General features: G+C 47.9%; 21 protein-coding genes and 1 tRNA gene. 11 read left to right on the top strand and 11 right to left on the bottom strand.

Features of this window, described 5'->3' with window-relative positions; translation table 11 throughout:
• Positions 1-10: 10 nt before the first annotated feature.
• On the bottom strand, positions 11-2,638 hold the full coding sequence (alaS, locus tag HC229_RS12690) for an alanine--tRNA ligase (protein WP_191020869.1): 2,628 nt from the start codon (positions 2,636-2,638) through the stop codon (positions 11-13).
• Between the two features lie 238 nt (positions 2,639-2,876).
• Here alaS and HC229_RS12685 point away from each other — a divergent pair, with 238 nt between their 5' ends.
• From HC229_RS12685 to HC229_RS12655, 7 genes are all read left to right on the top strand, one after another.
• Complete coding sequence (locus HC229_RS12685) at positions 2,877-3,854, top strand: peptidoglycan DD-metalloendopeptidase family protein (RefSeq protein WP_191020868.1); 978 nt, start codon at positions 2,877-2,879, stop codon at positions 3,852-3,854.
• A complete protein-coding gene (locus HC229_RS12680; RefSeq protein WP_191020867.1) occupies positions 3,854-4,186 on the top strand; it encodes a MerR family transcriptional regulator in 333 nt (110 codons plus the stop codon). The genes HC229_RS12685 and HC229_RS12680 overlap by 1 nt, the downstream gene beginning before the upstream one ends.
• Positions 4,187-4,295: 109 nt before the next feature.
• Positions 4,296-4,877, top strand: a complete 582-nt coding sequence (locus HC229_RS12675) for a LemA family protein (RefSeq protein ID WP_191020866.1) — start codon at positions 4,296-4,298, stop codon at positions 4,875-4,877.
• Between the two features lie 2 nt (positions 4,878-4,879).
• Positions 4,880-5,317, top strand: coding sequence for a TPM domain-containing protein (locus tag HC229_RS12670; RefSeq protein WP_191020865.1), 438 nt, complete (start codon positions 4,880-4,882; stop codon positions 5,315-5,317).
• Complete coding sequence (locus tag HC229_RS12665; protein WP_191020864.1) at positions 5,317-6,102, top strand: TPM domain-containing protein; 786 nt, start codon at positions 5,317-5,319, stop codon at positions 6,100-6,102. Before HC229_RS12670 ends, HC229_RS12665 begins: the two co-directional genes overlap by 1 nt.
• Positions 6,103-6,176: 74 nt before the next feature.
• Positions 6,177-6,953 (top strand): tetratricopeptide repeat protein, encoded by a 777-nt coding sequence (locus tag HC229_RS12660; RefSeq protein ID WP_191020863.1) that lies wholly within the window; start codon positions 6,177-6,179, stop codon positions 6,951-6,953.
• Between the two features lie 44 nt (positions 6,954-6,997).
• The gene (locus HC229_RS12655) at positions 6,998-7,783 is read left to right on the top strand and encodes a tetratricopeptide repeat protein (protein WP_191020862.1); all 786 of its coding nucleotides are present in this window, start codon (positions 6,998-7,000) and stop codon (positions 7,781-7,783) included.
• Positions 7,784-7,853: 70 nt separating this feature from the next.
• On the opposite strand, the gene HC229_RS12650 is transcribed toward HC229_RS12655, so the two are convergent.
• The 3 genes from HC229_RS12650 to der all read right to left on the bottom strand — a co-directional run bounded on the left by HC229_RS12650 (position 7,854) and on the right by der (position 12,761).
• Positions 7,854-8,345, bottom strand: a complete 492-nt coding sequence (locus HC229_RS12650; RefSeq protein ID WP_191020861.1) for a hypothetical protein — start codon at positions 8,343-8,345, stop codon at positions 7,854-7,856.
• A 9-nt stretch (positions 8,346-8,354) separates the two neighbouring features.
• Entirely contained in the window at positions 8,355-11,171 is a 2,817-nt protein-coding gene (locus HC229_RS12645; protein WP_191020860.1) for a TonB-dependent receptor, read from the bottom strand.
• A 279-nt stretch (positions 11,172-11,450) separates the two neighbouring features.
• On the bottom strand, positions 11,451-12,761 hold the full coding sequence (gene der / locus HC229_RS12640; protein WP_191020859.1) for a ribosome biogenesis GTPase Der: 1,311 nt from the start codon (positions 12,759-12,761) through the stop codon (positions 11,451-11,453).
• A gap of 140 nt (positions 12,762-12,901) precedes the next feature.
• Between der and HC229_RS12635 the strand changes: the two genes are divergently transcribed.
• Positions 12,902-13,387 (top strand): hypothetical protein, encoded by a 486-nt coding sequence (locus HC229_RS12635; protein ID WP_191020858.1) that lies wholly within the window; start codon positions 12,902-12,904, stop codon positions 13,385-13,387.
• Here HC229_RS12635 and HC229_RS12630 read toward each other — a convergent pair.
• The 5 genes from HC229_RS12630 to HC229_RS12610 form a co-directional block, all read right to left on the bottom strand.
• Entirely contained in the window at positions 13,384-14,379 is a 996-nt protein-coding gene (locus tag HC229_RS12630; protein ID WP_191020857.1) for an SMI1/KNR4 family protein, read from the bottom strand. The two genes, HC229_RS12635 and HC229_RS12630, sit on opposite strands and share 4 nt — an antisense overlap.
• On the bottom strand, positions 14,366-15,250 hold the full coding sequence (gene era / locus HC229_RS12625) for a GTPase Era (RefSeq protein WP_191020904.1): 885 nt from the start codon (positions 15,248-15,250) through the stop codon (positions 14,366-14,368). The genes HC229_RS12630 and era overlap by 14 nt, the downstream gene beginning before the upstream one ends.
• A 110-nt stretch (positions 15,251-15,360) precedes the next feature.
• The gene (locus HC229_RS12620; protein WP_191020856.1) at positions 15,361-15,810 is read right to left on the bottom strand and encodes a KTSC domain-containing protein; all 450 of its coding nucleotides are present in this window, start codon (positions 15,808-15,810) and stop codon (positions 15,361-15,363) included.
• A gap of 85 nt (positions 15,811-15,895) precedes the next feature.
• Positions 15,896-15,968 (bottom strand) — tRNA-Met (locus HC229_RS12615).
• A gap of 95 nt (positions 15,969-16,063) precedes the next feature.
• The gene (locus HC229_RS12610) at positions 16,064-16,249 is read right to left on the bottom strand and encodes a hypothetical protein (protein ID WP_191020855.1); all 186 of its coding nucleotides are present in this window, start codon (positions 16,247-16,249) and stop codon (positions 16,064-16,066) included.
• Between the two features lie 170 nt (positions 16,250-16,419).
• Between HC229_RS12610 and HC229_RS12605 the strand changes: the two genes are divergently transcribed.
• The 3 genes from HC229_RS12605 (at position 16,420) to HC229_RS12600 (ending at position 17,346) form a co-directional block, all read left to right on the top strand.
• On the top strand, positions 16,420-16,575 hold the full coding sequence (locus HC229_RS12605) for a hypothetical protein (RefSeq protein WP_191020854.1): 156 nt from the start codon (positions 16,420-16,422) through the stop codon (positions 16,573-16,575).
• An 11-nt stretch (positions 16,576-16,586) separates the two neighbouring features.
• Positions 16,587-16,718, top strand: coding sequence for a hypothetical protein (locus HC229_RS16670; protein WP_255508184.1), 132 nt, complete (start codon positions 16,587-16,589; stop codon positions 16,716-16,718).
• 88 nt (positions 16,719-16,806) lie between these two features.
• A complete protein-coding gene (locus HC229_RS12600) occupies positions 16,807-17,346 on the top strand; it encodes a DUF892 family protein (protein ID WP_191020853.1) in 540 nt (179 codons plus the stop codon).
• 61 nt (positions 17,347-17,407) lie between these two features.
• Here HC229_RS12600 and HC229_RS12595 read toward each other — a convergent pair whose 3' ends face one another.
• Together HC229_RS12595 and HC229_RS12590 are read right to left on the bottom strand one after the other, a co-directional pair.
• Positions 17,408-17,824 carry a hypothetical protein gene (locus HC229_RS12595; RefSeq protein WP_191020852.1) on the bottom strand — a complete coding sequence of 139 codons (417 nt, stop codon included), beginning with the start codon at positions 17,822-17,824 and terminating at the stop codon, positions 17,408-17,410.
• 2 nt (positions 17,825-17,826) lie between these two features.
• Positions 17,827-18,003: a hypothetical protein gene (locus tag HC229_RS12590; RefSeq protein ID WP_191020851.1), complete on the bottom strand. Its 177-nt coding sequence runs from the start codon at positions 18,001-18,003 to the stop codon at positions 17,827-17,829.
• Between the last annotated feature and the right edge of the window lie 48 nt (positions 18,004-18,051).

Genomic DNA, 18,051 nt, shown 5'->3' with positions numbered 1-18,051 from the left:
GTCCTGTATTTTATCGGACAAAGTCCACTGCTTTTTCCAACGCCTCCGGAATTCCCAATACGTCTTTTCCGCCAGCGGTCGCAAAGAACGGCTGACCGCCTCCGCCGCCTTGGATGTACTTACCTAGTTCGCGCACGACTTGTCCTGCATTCAATCCTTTTTCGGCGACGATTTCTTTCGAAATGTAGACCGTCAACAGCGGTTTGTCTTCGTTGGCCGTGGCCAGGACGATGAACAGGTTGTTGTCTATATTGCCAAGTTCGTAGGCGAGGTCTTTTGCGCCTTCTGCCGTGAGATCGACTTTTTTGGCCAGGAAATTTACGCCGTTGATCAATTCGAATTCCGATGCCAGTTCGCCTTTGAGCGCTTTCGCCTTGTCTTTTAGCAACGCCTCGACCTGCTTCTTTAACTTCGCATTTTCGTCCTGAAGCGACAAAACGGCCTTTATCGAATCCTGAGGATTTTTGAGCGCCGTTTTGATTTCGGACAACGTCTTTTCCTGAGCAGCGAAATACGCCTTTACCGCGTCCGAAGTAATGGCTTCGATGCGTCGGATGCCGGCTGCTACGGCTCCTTCGGAAACGATTTTGAAATGCCAGATCTCGGCTGTGTTCTGGACGTGGATTCCTCCGCACAATTCAACGCTTTCGCCAAACTTAATCGCGCGTACCGAATCTCCGTATTTCTCGCCGAACAACGCCATGGCGCCCTCTTCGATCGCCTGCTGGAACGGGATGTTGCGTCTTTCTACAAGCGGCAAGTGCTCCTGGATTTTTTCGTTTACGAAATCTTCAACCTTTTTTAGTTCGTCGTCGGTGACTTTTGCGAAATGCGAAAAATCGAAACGCAAATAATTCGGACTCACGAGCGACCCTTTTTGCTCGACATGCGTTCCCAAAACCGAACGCAACGCCTGGTGCAGCAAGTGAGTCGCCGAGTGGTTGCTCGCCGTATGGTCGCGCAGGTCGCGGTCGACTTGTGCAATGAACGCGGCATTGAGATCCTGCGGCAATTTCTGTGTGAAATGCAAAATCAGGTTGTTCTCTTTTTTGGTGTCGATGATCGGGATGACTTCGCTTCCGTTGGTCAACGTTCCCTTGTCGCCAACCTGCCCGCCTCCTTCAGGATAAAATGGTGTGTGATCAAGGACGATTTGGTACAAACGGCCGTCCTTTTTGGAATCAACGGTCCTGTATCGCGTAATTTTCACTTCGTTGACGAGCAAATCGTATCCGACGAACGTCTCGACATTACCGTCGACCAAAACCTGCCAATCGTCCTTGGAGATTTCCGAAGCCGCGCGCGAACGCGTCTTTTGCTCGAACATGGCCTTTTCAAACGCATCTTCGTCATAAGACATTCCTTTTTCCTTTAGGATAAGTCCCGTCAAATCTTTGGGAAACCCGAAAGTATCGAACAATTCGAACGCCTTTACGCCCGAAACGGTCTCTCCCTCTGTAGATTTTATCACATCGTCAAGTAGTTGCAACCCTTGATCGAGCGTGCGCAGAAACGCATTTTCCTCCTCGCGGATCACGTTTTCGACCAATTTCTGCTGCCTCCGGATTTCAGGAAACGCGGTTCCCATCTGCTCGGCCAGCGTTTCGACAAGTTTGTAAATAAACGCCTCTTTTGTATTCAGGAACGTAAAACCGTAACGGATCGCCCGTCTCAATATGCGTCGGATCACATAACCTGCGGCCGTGTTCGACGGCAATTGGCCGTCGGCGATCGCAAACGCTACGGCTCGAACGTGGTCGGCAATGACGCGAATTGCGATATTGGTTTTTTCTTCGTCTTCGGACGCGTTGTCTTTCGTATATTTTTTGTGGGTAACGGCCTCGATCTTTTGGATCAAAGGGCCAAAAACGTCTGTGTCGTAATTGGACCGGACGCCTTGCAACACCATGCAGAGACGCTCGAAGCCCATTCCGGTATCTACGTGTTGAGCAGGCAATTTCTCGAGTGAACCGTCGGCTTTCCGGTTAAATTCCATGAAGACGTTGTTCCAGATTTCCACGACGTGCGGATGATCTGAATTCACGAGTTCGCGACCCGGTTGTTTCGCCTTTTCCGCTTCCGACCTGATGTCGACATGAATTTCCGAACACGGGCCGCACGGACCTTGGTCGCCCATTTCCCAGAAATTGTCTTTTTTGTTGCCGAGCAAAATCCGGTCTTCGGCTATAAGTGTTTTCCAGATGTCGTACGCTTCCTGGTCAAACGGAACATTTTCTTCTTTCGAACCTTCGAAAACGGTGACGTACAGGATGTTTTTGTCGATTTTGAAAACTTCGGTCAACAATTCCCAAGCCCAATGGATCGCCTCTTTCTTGAAATAGTCGCCAAACGACCAGTTGCCGAGCATTTCGAACATCGTGTGATGGTACGTATCGATGCCGACTTCTTCAAGATCGTTGTGCTTCCCGGACACGCGAAGGCATTTTTGCGTATCGGCTATGCGTTTGGATTTAGGCGTTCCATTGCCCAGGAAATACTCCTTGAACTGCGCCATTCCGGAATTGTTGAACATTAACGTCGGATCGTCCTTGAGCACGATGGGCGCCGACGGCACGATCAAATGCCCTTTCGATTGAAAAAAGTCGAGGAACTGCTGGCGGATTTGCTGGGAAGTCATTTTAATTCAATTAGCGAATTTGAAAATTAGCGAATTAGCGAATTTGTTCGCAGAACTCGCTTCGCTCGGGAATGAGTGTTTTTCAGTCAACGTCTCATTCGCTAATTCGCTAATTCGCTAATTCGCTAATAAAGTTTCGGTTGAACCCGCCTATTCCAAACATTTAGCTAAATTTGTTCAGAAGGCGAAGTTGCCGGAAACCCTGTTTTTAATCGGCAAAAATAGGATTTTTTGAAACATGAAGAAGGTAAAATATTATTACGATTCCGAAAATCTGGCGTTCAGGAAAATCAAGGTCAAAAAGCGCACTAAACTAGCGTACGCCGCCTTGTTTTTACTGGCTTCGGCATTGTTCGGGACACTGGCTTTCATCGTGCTTCTGAACACGCCTTATTTCGAGACGCCAAAAGATCGGTTGATGGCGAGGGAAATCGAGAATTTCAAGATTCGCTACGCTATACTGAACAAGCAAATGGATCAGATCAATGAGGTCTTGGGAAGCATAGAGGAACGCGACAACAACATTTACCGCACTTATTTCAACACCTCCCAAATTCCCGAGGAACAAAGAAAGGCCGGATTTGGAGGCGTCAACCGATACAAGGATCTCGAAGGTTTCGACAATTCGGAACTTGTCGTGAATACCTCGAAACGCGTCGATGTGATTTCAAAACAATTGGCAATCCAATCGAAATCGCTTGATGAAATCCTGAAGCTGGCTAAGGAAAAAAACAAATTACTGTCGGCGATTCCCGCAATACAACCCGTAAAAAACGAGAATTTGCGCGCGGTCGCTTCTGGTTTCGGATACCGCACCGACCCGTTTACGAAAGTCCGGAAATTTCACGCCGGAATGGATTTTTCGGCCAAGAGCGGGACGCCGATTTTCGCGACCGGGGACGGCGTTGTGCAACGGGCTGACAATACTGCATCGGGTTATGGCAATCACATCGTGATCCGCCACGGATACGGATATGAAACGCTTTACGGACATTTGAGCAAGTACAAAGTGCGCGCCGGACAACGGGTCAAACGAGGCGACATCATCGGATTCGTCGGAAGCACGGGACGATCGGAAGCGCCCCATTTGCATTACGAAGTCCACAAAAACGGGGAAGTCGTAAATCCATTGAATTTTTATTACGGAAATATTTCGGCCGCAGAATATGTTCAGATCGCAAAAGCGGCGAATCAGGAAAACCAATCTCTCGATTAATGCACATAGAGCTTTCACCAGATAAACGATATTACAGCATTGGCGAAGTCGCCAGGGCATTCAACGTCAACGCATCGCTGATTCGGTTTTGGGACAAGGAATTCGATATTCTCAAACCCAAGAAAAATGCAAAAGGAAACAGACTTTTTACGCCTGAAGATGTCAAGAACCTGCAACTCATCTACCATTTGGTAAAAGAGCGCGGATTCACGCTCGAAGGTGCAAAAACGCATCTGAAGCAAGACCAGAAAAAAACGCTTGACAAATATGAGATCGTCTCGAAACTCGAAGCCATCAAAAAACAGCTGACAGATTTGAAGAACAATTTGTAATCAGGCACGCGATTTGATGAAAACGCGCGGCTCGGTTTCAAAACACCAATGACTATCTGACTTTTGAGATTCGACTTACAATAACCAATAACAATTAAAATCAAACATCATGAAAAGATTTTTGCCATGGATTATCGGAATCGGGGTTATCCTGATCCTAGTTTTTTACTTCTTCAGCGTTAAGAATACCGCGCTTCGCAAAGACCAGGCATCACAGAAAGAGTGGGGAAATGTCGAAACCGCCTACCAACGCCGTAACGACCTTATCGGAAACCTCGTCAACACGGTCAAAGGCGCCGCAGATTTCGAAAAGTCAACATTGACGGCCGTTGTGGAAGCCCGCGCAAAAGCCACTTCGGTACAGGTCGACCCTTCCAATATCACACCGGAACAATTTGCCCAATTCCAACAGGCGCAGTCGGGCGTTTCCTCGGCACTCGGACGTCTTTTGGTAAGCGTTGAGCGTTACCCGGAACTCAAAGCCAACCAAAATTTCCTCAAATTACAAGACGAATTGGCGAGCACTGAAAACCAGATTTTGACGGCCCGAACCCGTTTTAACGAATCGGTTCAGGATTTCAACGGGTATATTTTGGCCGCTCCTCAGAGTTTTTTCCTCGGAAGCTACAAGGAGAAACCGTATTTCAAATCTGTTGAAGGAGCCGAAAAACCGGTAGAAGTTAAGTTTTAACCATGACAGAAGTCAGCGATTTGCTCAGCCCCGATGACGAACTCGAAGTAATCGAGGCGATCCGTTTGGCGGAAAGGGAAACATCGGGTGAGATCCGTGTCCATATAGAAAAACACACGAATGCCGACCATTATAAGCGGGCGTCCGAGGTTTTTCACGAATTGGGAATGGACAATACCGAACTCAAGAACGGCGTCCTGATCTATCTCGCGATCGACGACCGTCATTTCGTCATTCTCGGCGACAAAGGTATAGACGCGGTGGTCGAAAACGATTTTTGGGATTGTACTAAAGACGTGATGCAAAACCATTTCAAGAATCGCGATTTCAAGACCGGCCTCATCGAAGGAATCACGCGCGCCGGCGAACGGTTGCGACAATTTTTCCCTTGGCAGGAAGGCGACACGGACGAATTGTCTAACGAAATTTCAAGAAGCTGATGACAAGATTTTTTAAAATGGCGCTTTTGCCGACGCTCTTGTTGTTGACCTCTATCGGATTCGCCCAGTTCGACATTCCTGAAAAGCCAAGTTTCCAGACCAGCGTTTACGATTACGCCAACTTGCTGAGCCCGACCGAAAAAAGCCAACTTGAAGAAAAACTGATCCGGTATTCGGATTCGACGACCACACAGATCGTGGTGGTCACGACGCCGACGATAAAAGGAGAAGACATCGGAATCCTGTCGGTAAACTGGGCCCAGAAATGGGGAATCGGTCAAGCCAAGGAAGACAATGGCGTTTTCATATTGCTCGCGGCAAAGGAACGACGGATATGGATCGCACCAGGCTATGGCGTAGAAGACAGGCTTTCCGCGGGCATCACGGGCGAGCTTACGCGCAATGTCATCATTCCCGAGTTTAAGGCCGGAAGTTACTACCGAGGCCTCGACAAAGGAGCCGACGCTATTTTCGACGTACTCAAAGGCAAATACAAAGGCACGCGAAAAGGCGATGGAGACGGCCCGGGTGGTTTTATCGGGATCATCGTGATTTTCATCGTCATCATCGTCATCATCAGCATTTTTAAAGGCAGAGGTGGCGGACGCGGCGGCAACGGTCGTTTCTCCGGCCCGGATCTCGCTGATATCCTGATTCTTTCCAGCCTTGGACGTGGCGGTTTTGGCGGCGGTTCTTCGGGAGGCTTTGGAGGCGGCGGCGGCGGCTTTGGCGGTGGCTTCGGAGGTGGAGGATTCTCCGGAGGTGGCGCAGGCGGAAGCTGGTAATACAAAAGCTATCAAAAAAGAATCGCGGTCGAATTGGCCGCGATTTTTATTTAGCTTTGCCGCAAAAACCTAAAATGAGAAGCCTGACAAACTTACTGTTGCTGATCGTCGCTTGTTGCGCCAATGCACAAAAAATCAATCCGGGAGACAAAGAAAGCCTACGCGAAGCCATCCGTATGAGCGACTCCATCCTGGCGAATAATCCGGGTGCCGAGACCTACTTCATGAGAGGTTTCTACAAGACGGAATTGTCGGAATTCGAAGGTGCGATCGCAGACTTCGACGCCGTACTACAATTAAATCCCAACCACTACGACGCCTATTATTCCAGAGGGCTTACGTTTCAAAAAATCAAGCGGGAAAATTCGGCCATAGCAGACTTTTCGGCAGCTATCGCGCTTAAACCCGACGTAGCGAAAGCCTATGTGGGACGCGCATTTTCGTATTTGACGAAAGGAAACCTGAAAATTGCCTTATCCGATTACGACAAAGCCCTTTCGATCGACGGCAACCTGACAGACGCACTGCTGAACCGAGGCAAAATTTACCATGAACTGGGACAAACCGAAAAGGCTATTCGCGATTTCGACGCTGCGATAGCGCAGAATCCGAAAGATGCGGCGGCGTATGCCAACCGGGGCCTGTCCAAAGCGTCGACTGGAAATAAATCGGCCATGCTCGATTTCGACAAAGCCATTGCGCTCAATCCTAAAGATGCCGCGAGCTACTTCAACAGAGCGTTGTTCCGGCTCAACCATAAAATGCCCGGAAACCACTGCGCCGATCTTCGCAAAGCCTTGGAACTCGGAATGCCAGAAGCCAAACAAATCATTGTCGAAACGTGCAAGTGATTTTGTTTTTTTTCACCAATTTTGCACTCTAATTCATTCCCCAAATGAAACGAAACCTACTGCATCTGTTCTGGATGTTGATTTGCTGTGCGCCTACCGTTCTAGGGCAGGGCTTCACGCGCGAACAAGTTCTCAAGAACATAGCCGAGCTTGACGAAAAAATTTCGGTCAACGATAAAAATGGCGATCATTACCACAAACGCGGTTATTGGAAGGCAAAACTTCCTGATCTCGAAGTCGAGGCGTTAGCCGACTATGCGAAAGCCATCGCGATCAATCCCAACGCATTCCAGAGTTTTTTCAGCCGTGGCATGCTGTACGAGAAACGCAACCAACTCGACCTGGCCATTGCCGATTATGCGACGTGTGTAAAATTGAATTCCAAGGAATACAAAGCGCATTTCAACCTGGCGTTCGCGCGTTCGCTGGCCGACGACAAAAAGGGCGCGATTACAGGCTATACGGCGTGTATCGGGTTGGAGCCGATGAATGGACAAGCTTACATAAACAGGGGATATCTCTATTTCCAGCTAGGGCTTTTCAAGGAGGCGGTTTCGGATTTCGATCGCGCGCTGACCATCGACCCAAACGACGGCGACCTTTATCTCAGCCGCGCGTTGTGCAAGGAAAAACTCAAAGACAAAACCGCGTTGGCCGACTTCGACATGGCCGTTAAGCTGCGGCCAAACGACCCGGAAGCCGTTTACGACCGTGCGCTTTATCGCATCAACACCAAAACATCCGGCGATTATTGCACGGATTTGAGGAAGGCTTACGCGCTCGGTTATCAGGAAGCCGGAAACTTGCTTTCGGAAAAAAAATGTCCTTAAGATCGTGGGACAGGAAATAAAAAGGGCCGCAATCTTATCGAGTGCGGCCCTTTATTATTTTGTGCGAAAATCAGACCGCACCCAGGAATGCTGCGCCCAATGCGACGGAAAGCCGTTTGGATCGCGATGCATATAAGTGGTAGTAAAGCGTTGACATGACCATTACGGGCTCGGTCTTTTCGTAAACGGTGATTTCGATCGCGGGTTCGGACATTTCGTTGGTCATTACCGCGACAACATCCTTGTCGTCGGCGTCGATGAGTCGCGTTCCTGCACGAAACCAACGCCCTTTCACCTCGTATCCGGTTTGGTTGCCTTCCGAAAGGATCTCGGCTCCGCCCCAAACTTTGTCGAATGCGAAAGAGAATACGGGAACGTCAGCCTTGGTAAGCACGATGTCTTTTTCTGTCGCGCTTTTCGGCCCGATGTGAAACCGGTCCGCATAAATGAAAATATCGGCGTGAGCAGGCAAATCCCTGTTGAAATCTATAGATCCGTAAAGGATATCGCCATCGTAAACCCTTATCGTATTCTTGTCGAAACTACCCGTGTACTTTTTCATGCTTTGCTGTTAGTTGATGATGAAGCGGCTTCGTCCTTCGCCTTCTTTTTTCTTACCTGCGAATTTATCAAGTTTATACGTAAGTGAAAACATCGCATAGCGTTTTAATACGGTATTTTCTTCATCGCGGATGTACGTCGGCGAAATGCTGCGCGTGGTGTTCTGGTTTTGGTTGAGCAAATCGTACACTTTCACTTTGAACAGCAGGTGGTCTTCGAGGAAATTGTAGCCCAGGCTCATGTTCCATAAATAGAAGTCCTTTTTGAAACCATCCGCTATATTCGAGTTGTAGGTGTAACTGAAATCGTTCCCGAAAACGACGTGTTTAGGCCAATAACTCGTGGTTTGCAACGTAAAGCGATGAGTCACGTTGGTTTGCCTGTCGGTAACGAAATTGGTGTATTGGCTTTCACTATAGGTGAAATCATACTTCGGACCGATCGAAAGCAACTCGCCGTAATCATAGTTGAAGCTTACACGAGGCGTTATCCTATACGATTCGGCTTCGTACAATTTTCCTTCCACGAAACCCTGGTTGCGGTTATAACCTCCGTTGAAGCCAAGCCCGAAGCGGAACGAGTGAGCGTCTCGCTTGATCGTCTTGTTGTAATTTCCTCCGAACCACGTATTGGCGTTGCCGGAAAGACTGATGTATTCCGTCGTGCTTTTTCGGCTCGAGTCGTAGGTTGTCGACGAAACCACCTGGCTTTCAAAAAGGTTTCCTCCCGCGTAAATGCTCCAGCCGGATTTGGTCGCATAATCATAGTCGCGGAAACTCAAATACATATAGTGAGATTTGTTCGGGTCTAGGTTGGGATTTCCGATCCTGGTGTTCAAAGGATCCGAAACATCGAGCACCGGCAATACCTGAGCCGCCGATGGGAAATTCACGTCAAAGCTGTAGTTGATCCAGATATTGCGCGACTTGGTGAAGTTGTATCCGCCCCAAAGATTGGCCGTCGGGTAAATTTTTTCCCGGCTCAGTGAAACCCGTTCGCCGAGATAATTCGAATTAGCTTCGAACAGGTAAACGGCGGTTCCGAAGTTCATGCTTAGGTTGAGCTTTTTCTTGTTGATCGAAAATCCCGCCTGCGGATTGATGTTGCGCGTGGACGACCTCAAATAGTTCGTGATCGAATCGTTGAGGATCGAATACTCGTTCGTGGCCGCGTCGAAGTCGTAAGTGCTGCGATCGGCTATATTTTGTTGTTTTTCAAAATTGAGGCTGACTTTCAAGCTTATCGAATCGCGCAAAGGTTCAGAGAATTCTATGCCGGAGTTGAACCGGTCGGTACGATTGCGGTCGAGTCGCTTCTGGTTTCGGTTATCGGTTTCGACGAGATCGGTAACGCCATCCTGATCCTGGTCGCGGTAAAAGGTGTTGAGCGAGAGATTTCGGCTGACACCGTCGGACTTTGTATGTTCGTCATCGACCCAAACACTTAGAAAACGTCCTTTCCGCTTGAAGCCGCGATTGAAATAGAAATTTCCGCCAAGGCTTTGGTTATCCGAATCATCGAAGTTGTCGCGCGAGCTTTCTCGGGAAATACGCCCGTTTTCCTCGGTTGTTACCGAATTTCCTTTGTTTTCGCTATACGAATGGCCTTTGACGAATTTAGGCGAAACGGAAATCGTCGTCAGCGAATCGATTTTATACTCGAGTTCAAAGTTCAGGTTGTGGGCCGAGCGTTCCTCGATTGTCCTTGCGTTGGAATCTGTCGTAAAGCTTCCCGTACTCAAAAACGTTTGCTCTTTGGTGCGGTTGCGGTTTTCCGTTTCCGCCCCGTTGTAAAAATAGCTTCCGTTCGTGGTGAAGTTCTTGAAGGGTTCGTCCCCGTAGTTGAGTCCGACGAGTTGGGAAGTCGTGATCCCGTTTCCTCCGCCAAAGCGCATCCCGTTGATGCCGAAAGAGCCGTTGTCGTTCGTCCAGATCGAATAGTTGCGGCCGCCGCCCATGGAATCGAAAATCTCATTCATCGAAAACCCTGACGAGTTGATGTTATTGGCCGAGGCAAGCAACGAAATCTTGCGTTTGTTGTTGAAATAGTTGAGCATCAGCGACGACTCGTATCGGTCGTCAGTGCCGTATCCGCCCATGACTTTTCCAAAAAAGCCTTTGTTTTTGTCTTCGTCTATCGTCAGGTTGATACTCGCGTTGTTCGAGCTTGCTTTTTCGCCCGAAAGCTCCTCTTTCTTGCTTTTCGTGTCCGTGATCTGGACCTTGTTGATGATGTCGCTCGGGAGATTTTGCAGTGCGACTTTGCCGTCTTTGTCAAAAAAAGGCTTTCCGTTGACCAAAATTTGGTTGACCTCTTTTCCGTTGACGGTGATCTTGCCTTCATTATCGATCTCGACGCCCGGCAACTGCTTGAGCAACGTCTCGACATTGGCATCCGGCCTTACCTTGAATGAAGAAGCGTTGAACTCCAACGTATCGTTTTTGATCCTTATCGGAGGCGCTTCGTTCTTGACGACGACTTCTCCAAGCATGGTCTCACTCTCCTCCATTTTGAGCGTGCCGTAATCGATGTTGTTGGCGATTCCCTTGTCGTAACTTTTTTCGATTGATTTAAATCCGATGAAGGAAACCTTGAAAAAAACCGGTTTGTCGGACTTCCTCGTCGTGAACGAAAACGCCCCGTTTTTGTCGGTGACGGTGTAATCTACCACGGTCGAGTCTTTGGCCGAAGCGACGTAAACCGTCACGGCCTCGATGGGAAGTTGGGTTTTAGCCTCAAGAATTTTGCCCTTGATGGTCACTGAGTTCTGGGCATACGCGCCCAGACCGGCCAGGATGGCCAATACGGAAAAATAGATTTTCAGCATCTAAAGATTAGTTTGTTTGAGTGATTTAACGCCAAATAACTGAAATAGTATGTGCGAGGTAAAATTTCTTACAAATTTTTTAACATTCCGAATGGGAAGCCTGACATTTTTTCACAGTGGCCGTCATTTGCAATCGGGTTTACACTCAAAAATCATTTGGCCCTTCGTGATAAAGGCGCGTGAGACGGAAGAAACTATAACATCTGTTACAATTTAATTTCCTTTACCAATCTGTAACAAATCCATACGAAAAAACCCTGGCGTCAACCAGGGCTCATTTTATTTCTCGCGAATGTAAATGTCCATCGGCACACCCGAATAGTCCCACTTTTCGCGAATCTTGTTCTCCAAAAATCGCTTGTACGGCTCTTTCACGTACTGCGGGAGATTTGCAAAAAACACAAACTGAGGGACTGGAGTCGGCAGTTGCATGCAATATTTGATCTTGACGTATTTGCCCTTAAGTGCCGGAGGCGGCATGTGCTCGATGATCTTGAGCATGTACTCGTTGAACTTCGAGGTCGGGATACGCTGCTTGCGGCTTTCAAAAACGCCAACTGCTGTTTCAAGCGCCTTGAGCAATCGCTGTTTGGTCGTTGCCGATGTAAAAATGATAGGCACATCCGTAAACGGTTCGATTTCCTTGCGGATTTTGGCTTCGTAATCGCGTGTCGACATCGTGTCCTTTTCAACGAGATCCCATTTGTTCACGACGATCACAACACCTTTGCGGTTTTTTTCGGCAAGCCAGAAAATATTCTGGTCCTGGCTTTCGAATCCGCGTGTGGCGTCGATCACCAAAATACAGACGTCGGCATTCTCGATGGCGCGCACCGAACGCATCACGGAGTAGAATTCGAGATCTTCCTTGACTTTTGCCTTGCGGCGGATTCCGGCCGTATCGACCAGGTTGAAGTCGAATCCGAAACGGTTGAATTTGGTGTCTATGGCGTCTCGCGTCGTTCCCGCGATGTCGGTTACGATATAGCGATCTTCGCCTATGAGTGCGTTGATGATGCTCGATTTCCCTGCATTCGGGCGTCCGACGACTGCAAAACGCGGCAAAGCGATTTCCTCTTGCGTCGGTTCCGGCTTTTCGGGAAACGCATCGATGAGCGCGTCGAGCAACTCGCCCGTTCCGCTACCGGAAGTCGAAGCGAACGTGACGTAATCGCCCAAACCGAGGTTATAAAACTCAATCGCATCTTTTTCGCGCATCGCGTTGTCTACCTTGTTTACTCCCAAGATTACCGGTTTGGTGACCTTTCGGAGCAACTTGGCCACTTCGTCGTCCATTGGCGTGATGCCTTCCTCGACGTCTACTATAAAAAGGATGACGTCCGCTTCGTCGATTGCGAGTTCCACCTGTTTGCGGATCTCACCTTCGAAAACATCATCCGACCCTTTTACGTAACCGCCTGTATCGATAACAGAAAATTCCTTTCCGTTCCATTCGCTTTTGCCGTAATTGCGGTCGCGCGTTACTCCTGCTACCGAATCGACGATGGCTTCCCTCCTCTGGATCATGCGGTTGAACAACGTCGACTTTCCGACATTTGGCCTACCCACGATCGCTACGATATTGCCCATACTTAAGAATTTTGCGGCAAAGGTACGTTTTCTTTTAGTTTCCTGAGCCATTTACATTTGCGTTGTCGTTGGCAAACCTTTAACCGTCTTTAACAAATAATGCGGCAACTTCGGACGTTATCCGATAAATGAAGACGCAGATGAAAGCCCGTATCTCCTATCCCGACCACTTCCACAAATCGACGATGAAGTCCGCCGACGAAATCAAGCGCACTTGCCGCTCATTCGAGTCGCACTCAAATCGCGACTACATAGTAAAGCAGAATGGAAACCATATTTGGCTGGAGGTGGCCGAAGACCAGCAACAGGTCTGGTCGCCATTGCTGCATTTGGAAGTCAGCGACCGGTCCGGGCAAACCGTGGTAAAAGGCCAATATGTCGAGAATCCTGTTTTATGGGTCTTCCTGCTCGTCATGCGGACGGTCGCCTTTGTCTCATTTGTGGCGAGCGTCCTATTTCTATACGTCAAGATCTCGGCGTCAGAACCTGCCGGAAAGGAATTGCTGTTTATGTTCGGTGCGATCTCGTTATGGTTTGGGCTGGCCTTGCTAGCACAATGGAACCGCCGGATTTCGTATAAGCAGGCTGCGCGCTTGCACGACCTGATGGAAAATATCGTAGCTTAAACCTGGGAATCGACTGCTTTGCCAATAAGTTCGGAAAACGACGCGGCAATGACAATCGGCTCATCCAGACCGGGTGCGTCGGCTGCTGATTTATCGGCGAGAATCTCGTACACTTTTGGATCAAAACCAGCGTCGAGGCGGAAGTAAAGATAACGGCCGTTGCGGAAAGCGAACGTCACCAATGGCGTCTGCTCGTAAAAATCGGCATCGAGCGCCTTTATCTTTTTGCGCAGTTCCTTGTTCCGGCTTTCCAGTTTCGACAGACCGAAAAATTCAATGTCCTGGTAGCGCATCCTATTGGCACCTCCCGCAATCGCCAAGTATTCGAAATACGATTTCGGAAAAACCAAGTCCAATTCTTTTTCGACTTCCTGGATTTCGGGCAATTCCGACCAGTCGAAAGTAGGGGGATGAGCGTCGTAAAACACTGCCAATTTGCTTTGATGCTCTATCTTCAGATTTTCATACGGAATACCGGAAACCGCAACGCCATCCTGTACCAGAATACCCTCAAGAGTCAGGATTCGTATTGCATGGCGCGCCTCGGCATCTCCGTGTTTGAGCGAACCGCGGAGTTCGACCCTCATGTCTTGCTTTTTGCGATAACGCCTGTATTCGATGTCGAGATAGGAATTTTTGTAAACCGAACTATGTCGCGTGAGCTTCATCGAGACGATATCCTGACGCTTCAGAACGTCAGCGTCCCGGCTGTTCCAACTGTTGTAAAGACAAAAAGTGGTGAAAAGTGCGCCGAGCAGCCACATCGATCCCGCAAAATAATGGCCGTCGATAAAGTTTCCGAAGGCCGCTTTCGCGAAAAAAAGCGACAAAATCGCAAAGACGAACAAGGCGCAGCCGGTATAGTCCTTCTTATCTTCTGCCGAAATTTTCCCATCTTCGTTTTTACTGAAAACAAGGCGGTCCGGAAAAACCAGGCAAAAGCCTTCTTTGGTCTTGAAAATTTGGGGAGAGACGCGACTATTTGTTGTCATACCCAAAACGCTTGAGTTGACGCGCGTTCGACCTCCAGTCTTTGTTGACTTTCACATACGTTTCAAGGTGGATCTGCTTGTCGAAGAATTTTTCGAGATCGGCGCGTGCCTGGATCCCGACGCGTTTCAACGCTTCTCCTTTATGCCCGATGATAATGCCTTTTTGGGTATCGCGTTCTACCATGATCACGGCCCGGATCCTGATGATCGTCTCATCTTCGAAAAATTCCTCCGTCTCGATTTCAACCGAATACGGAATCTCCTTTTTATAGTTCAGCAATATTTTCTCGCGGATGATCTCGTTCACAAAAAAGCGTTCCGGCTTGTCCGTCAACTGGTCTTTAGGATAGAACGGCGGCGAGGCCGGAAGCAGTTCCACTATGCGGTTGAACACTTCAGGGACGTGGAAGTTATTGAGGGCCGAGATCGGATAGATTTCCGCATTCGGCAATTTTTCTTTCCAATATCCGATTTGTGTTTCCAGCTGTTCCTGGTTCGAAGTATCGATTTTGTTCAGCAGCAGCAAAACCGGGATTTTGGAATGTTCGATTTTTTTAAAGAATGCCTCGTCTTTTAGCGCCTGCTCCCCAATTTCGACCATGTAAACCAAAACGTCTGCGTCTTCAAAAGCCGATTTCACGAATACCATCATCGCTTCCTGCATTTCGTAAGCAGGCTTGATGATGCCGGGCGTGTCCGAAAAAACGATCTGGAAATCTTCTCCGTTGACGATGCCCAGAATGCGATGGCGCGTCGTTTGGGCTTTGGAGGTAATGATCGAAAGTCGCTCACCGACAAACGCGTTCATGAGTGTCGATTTTCCTACGTTCGGGTTTCCGATGATATTGACGAAGCCAGCTTTGTGCATAATGCGAGTTTTGGCAAAGATAATTCTCTTTATCGGGAAATGGGAGAAATCAGATGTAGAACTGCTGTTTTACCGAAACAAAAAATCCATCGGATAAGATGGACTGATTTGCATTATTCGGCGTTTGCGACGATCTTCTGGGCGCTTCTGTAGAGATAGGTGCCGTAAATGTGGCGTCTGGCGAAACGGGCCGGGGATTCAGCATTGATCATTTTGATATAAATGGCCTTCGGAACACCGAAATATTCGTAAGTGCTGCCATCAGCAAACGTGATGTAAAGCGCCTGATTCTCGTAATAAAACTCGAAAATAGGAGAAGCCGATGTGGTCTTGGCATACGCTTCCTTGTTTTTCTCGGCCGTCTCCGGCGCAACACTCACCAGGAAGTGGTACGCTTCGATGATATGCTTGCTTTTTTCCTCAGCCAGGTGACGTTCGTCGGCATCTGCAATCGTATCCGGATGGATGTCTTTCATGCTGTTGCGGTAAATCGTCTTGAGCTCTTTCAGCGTGGCGGTTTTCGTAACACCGAGTAATGCGCGGTATTCGACAATCTTTTTCATGTTCATGTGCAAGCTTTTTTGGCAGATTTCTGAATGATTACCACCGATATAAAAAGAAAAAGCTCCCAATTAGGAGCTTATCTAGTAGCGGGAACAGGACTCGAACCTGTGACCTTCGGGTTATGAGCCCGACGAGCTGCCTACTGCTCTATCCCGCGCTGTTTCGGTTGCAAATATACGACCATTATGCGAACGTGCAAGTAAAAATTGATAAAAATTACGTTTCATTCGCATTGGCGTGATATGAAAGTGGTTACCACAAATAGCGATTCATGTTATCGGTGTCTTCGTAAAAGTCCGGATACCCTAATCCGGCATCGTCTTCATCTGATTCCCTTACGTAATTCAACGTCGAAGGTAACGTGACAAAAAAGTTTTCGTTTTCAGATGGGTTGCTCTTTTCCGTCATTTCCTGTTTTCTGGTTTCCTTTGTTCTCATGACTGTGGCTTTTTTACAAAGTTCATGAAAGTCAGCCGGTTATAATTTACAGGATTCTTATTTCGGCTTGTATCATTCCGATAATGATAAAGTGCAATTTTCTGACGAAATGCTATAAGGCAGATTAGTATCCGAAAACCAAAATTTGTAAACTATAAATCGATACAAAAATGAAAACCACTACTTATAAAACGCAGTCCAAGCAACGCGCTTCCTTTGAAGACCTCGAAGATGAAACTTTCGGGAGAATGCTTTGGAACCCGTCGGTCGTCAATCGCGCGGTACCGAAAGAAAACAACAAAGTTAAAAAAATGCGATCCCGTTAATTTTTTGAGTGATGAAAAATCTGAACATTCCAAATGCATTGAAACGTCAAAGCGACAATTGCAACAAGGTGATTGCTGAAAACATCGGGAAATTTTATGTAAAGGCATACGACTGCATGTTGGTGCTGCGGCTCTTTATTTAATGTATAATCGTGCAACTTTCGCAAATCCTGCTGTAAAAGTATCGGAGCCAATATCCTGAAATTTGGTAATATCAATGCCGATATGATTATGAGAACCAAAACACCTTCAAAGTCCCCTCAAAATCCCGCCCCTAACCCTCAATCTGTCTCCAGGCAGGAATTGTCAGATCGATTCGACGAAGAACTCAAACGTCGTTATTGGTCTGAAAAGACACTGCTCGACCTGCTCCCTAATTTAGAAAAAACCGCCACCTCTTACGAACTGATCCTCGCCTTGCAATCACATGCACGCGTTACCGAGCACCAGATCGACAGGTTACTGCACATTTTCGACACATTGGGCGAGCGCGCACTACTTTCGAAGGATCAATCGATAGCGGACCTGTTCCAAAACTCCGAATCGGCGGTAGCCGCGGCGAAGTCCGGGTACGAAAGAGACGAGGCGATTACTATGGCGTGTCGCCGCATCATGCAATACGAGATAAGCGTATACGAACAACTGCTGTCTGTGGCCGATGCCCTCGATCAAAAAATCGCTTCGGGCCATATCAGTCAAGCCATAACCGAAGAACGTGAGGCACACATTGTCTTCAACCAAATCGAGCTCAAGTCGATCTATTCCGATTAGCGATATACAAAAAATAAAAAAAGCCGCAATTTAAACATTGCGGCTTTTTTAGTTGCGGACGTTATAATCCGTCGTTGTGCTCGTTGGTGTCGATTTCTTCATCTGATGAAATCGACTGAGATTGGTCTTCATCGAGATCGATGTTGTCCCGAAGTATGTATTCGTCCTGGCTGAACGCCTCGGCATTGCGGCTGTTCCGATTGTTGAGGTCAAACTCATCCGAGAGTTGCCCATGTTGGCGAAACTCTATATTGTCAGGATTGAGCGCCATCGGATCGGCATCGGGCGTGAACGAAACGCCTTTTTGTTCCATCGCGAGGTATTTGTCTGGAGAAGAAAAATCGAAATCGTCTCCTTTTCCGTTATCGAGATCCACAGCGCGGATTTTTTCATCTGCATGTTCCCTGAGGTTGCGCGATTCGTCATTGTCGCTCTCGAGATTATTGAGGTCGTTGTTATAGTCTTTATTCGGATTCATGGTCAAAATAATAATAAAGTGTTGATGTTGTTGTACTTCAGGCAATTGCTATTGGTCACCATGAGATTGCTCATGTATTGGTCACTTTTAAGCGAAACTTTTCGGTATTCGACAAATAGTCTTTTGGCGAACTCCCTGCGCGCCTTAGGTTGTGGTTGGTGTAGTTTTTGGGCTTTCATGGCGAAAAGGATTTTAATTAAACGAACCCTTAAGTTACGCAATCCGTT

The sequence above is a fragment of the Flavobacterium selenitireducens genome (genome assembly GCF_014748335.1).
In the GTDB taxonomy this organism is placed as follows: Bacteria; Bacteroidota; Bacteroidia; order Flavobacteriales; family Flavobacteriaceae; genus Flavobacterium; species Flavobacterium selenitireducens.
The sequence above is the reverse complement of the archived record's forward strand: the minus strand, read 5'-3'. Positions and strand labels throughout refer to the sequence as shown.

What these genes read in the sequence shown, in the direction of transcription:
- HC229_RS12670 (WP_191020865.1), top strand. Translation starts at nt 4,880, where the DNA reads ATGACAGAAGTCAGCGATTTGCTCAGCCCCGATGACGAACTCGAAGTA.
- HC229_RS12605 (WP_191020854.1), top strand. Translation starts at nt 16,420, where the DNA reads ATGAAAACCACTACTTATAAAACGCAGTCCAAGCAACGCGCTTCCTTT.
- HC229_RS12650 (WP_191020861.1), bottom strand. Translation starts at nt 8,345, where the DNA reads ATGAAAAAGTACACGGGTAGTTTCGACAAGAATACGATAAGGGTTTAC.
- alaS (WP_191020869.1), bottom strand. Translation starts at nt 2,638, where the DNA reads ATGACTTCCCAGCAAATCCGCCAGCAGTTCCTCGACTTTTTTCAATCG.
- HC229_RS12645 (WP_191020860.1), bottom strand. Translation starts at nt 11,171, where the DNA reads ATGCTGAAAATCTATTTTTCCGTATTGGCCATCCTGGCCGGTCTGGGC.
- HC229_RS12590 (WP_191020851.1), bottom strand. Translation starts at nt 18,003, where the DNA reads ATGAAAGCCCAAAAACTACACCAACCACAACCTAAGGCGCGCAGGGAG.
- HC229_RS12630 (WP_191020857.1), bottom strand. Translation starts at nt 14,379, where the DNA reads ATGACAACAAATAGTCGCGTCTCTCCCCAAATTTTCAAGACCAAAGAA.
- HC229_RS12675 (WP_191020866.1), top strand. Translation starts at nt 4,296, where the DNA reads ATGAAAAGATTTTTGCCATGGATTATCGGAATCGGGGTTATCCTGATC.
- HC229_RS12595 (WP_191020852.1), bottom strand. Translation starts at nt 17,824, where the DNA reads ATGAATCCGAATAAAGACTATAACAACGACCTCAATAATCTCGAGAGC.
- HC229_RS12620 (WP_191020856.1), bottom strand. Translation starts at nt 15,810, where the DNA reads ATGAAAAAGATTGTCGAATACCGCGCATTACTCGGTGTTACGAAAACC.
- HC229_RS12600 (WP_191020853.1), top strand. Translation starts at nt 16,807, where the DNA reads ATGAGAACCAAAACACCTTCAAAGTCCCCTCAAAATCCCGCCCCTAAC.
- HC229_RS12680 (WP_191020867.1), top strand. Translation starts at nt 3,854, where the DNA reads ATGCACATAGAGCTTTCACCAGATAAACGATATTACAGCATTGGCGAA.
- der (WP_191020859.1), bottom strand. Translation starts at nt 12,761, where the DNA reads ATGGGCAATATCGTAGCGATCGTGGGTAGGCCAAATGTCGGAAAGTCG.
- HC229_RS16670 (WP_255508184.1), top strand. Translation starts at nt 16,587, where the DNA reads ATGAAAAATCTGAACATTCCAAATGCATTGAAACGTCAAAGCGACAAT.
- HC229_RS12685 (WP_191020868.1), top strand. Translation starts at nt 2,877, where the DNA reads ATGAAGAAGGTAAAATATTATTACGATTCCGAAAATCTGGCGTTCAGG.
- HC229_RS12610 (WP_191020855.1), bottom strand. Translation starts at nt 16,249, where the DNA reads ATGAGAACAAAGGAAACCAGAAAACAGGAAATGACGGAAAAGAGCAAC.
- HC229_RS12660 (WP_191020863.1), top strand. Translation starts at nt 6,177, where the DNA reads ATGAGAAGCCTGACAAACTTACTGTTGCTGATCGTCGCTTGTTGCGCC.
- HC229_RS12655 (WP_191020862.1), top strand. Translation starts at nt 6,998, where the DNA reads ATGAAACGAAACCTACTGCATCTGTTCTGGATGTTGATTTGCTGTGCG.
- HC229_RS12665 (WP_191020864.1), top strand. Translation starts at nt 5,317, where the DNA reads ATGACAAGATTTTTTAAAATGGCGCTTTTGCCGACGCTCTTGTTGTTG.
- HC229_RS12635 (WP_191020858.1), top strand. Translation starts at nt 12,902, where the DNA reads ATGAAAGCCCGTATCTCCTATCCCGACCACTTCCACAAATCGACGATG.